Below are 1,223 nucleotides of genomic sequence, written 5' to 3' on the forward strand. Positions count from 1 at the left end.
CTTAGAAATCAAAACATAGCAGAAGAAGTAGCAGAACAAAGAAACCCAGAGATTCTAAAAGGATGGTGGAGCCATGATAAGGCAGGAAAAGATGTGTATAACAAAGAAGATAAGGATAGAGGAGAAATACCACTAGGAGAAACTATGTATTTTCATGTACAAACCAGAGGGTTATATACAGGAGAGCAAATAAAGTTTCAGCTCTATGACTACGATCATTTTTTTACGATAGATGATCTAAATCCAGATACTTCTGAGTTTCCTTATAAACCAGTAAAGAAAACTGCCACTGTAGACAATCATGGTATTGCAACAGTAGAGTTGTTGCTAGATGAAGATTGGGAGTCTGTAATAAGCGATGATAATATCTCTAATACAGATACAGCCATAGAGCTCTACTGGCAAGTACGCTATGAGAGCAACGACATCTCTATAAAAAAAGATGTACCCGCCAGCCATGATGATCATTTACAGGTAGGATTTAATGATCGCACCCTGTTTATAAAGCATGTCAATGATACCTATGGATTTCCAGAAATGATGAATGCCAAAGGTGATATCTTATTTTTTACAACGATTATGGATAATGTTGCTACAGCAAATACAGATACATCTCAAGGCCCCTCTACAAACCAAGTGCTCAAAGGTCTCAATGCTATAAACAAAGCCACAAAAGCCATTGATAAGGCGGCAACATGGGGTACACAAAAAATAGCACTTACCAAATTAGAAAGAGGGCAATTGGTAGATAATTATGGAAAAGTATATACCAAATCCAGAAAAATCTATACCTATGATGTATATACCAATGAGGGCAAATTGCTAAAAGATGTAAAAAAAGGAAAACCTTTTGGCTACAAACATCAAGGCGACCCCTTAAGAACAATCAAAGGTACTAGTCAAGTGGATTATTTTGCCAAAAACGGAACCAGAGTAAAGCTTATAGGTATAGCCAAGCATGTGGGTACTTTTTTTGATTTTTATAATATTTTAGATTTTGCTGCCAAAGATACAGAAACAGCACAAGGAGAACCCCTACCAATACCCCATGTATTGGGGCTGGCTACTATACCGATTATAGCACAATCAAAAGCCGAGTGGGATGAAGACATGAATATGGCTATATTGCATGAGCTAGAACAAGCAAAAACAAAAGGATTAAACGCAGTACGACAATTTGTAAATAGCTATAGTCATACTACAAACTATAAATGGAAGCTTAT

The 1,223-nt window shown here is 36.5% G+C and carries 1 pseudogene; it reads left to right on the forward strand.

The window, feature by feature from the left end:
• Window positions 1-1,223, forward strand: a pseudogene (locus CVD18_RS22935) (hypothetical protein); the annotation flags it as partial.

This window comes from Aquimarina sp. I32.4 (assembly GCF_002924285.1).
Classification (GTDB): Bacteria; Bacteroidota; Bacteroidia; order Flavobacteriales; family Flavobacteriaceae; genus Aquimarina.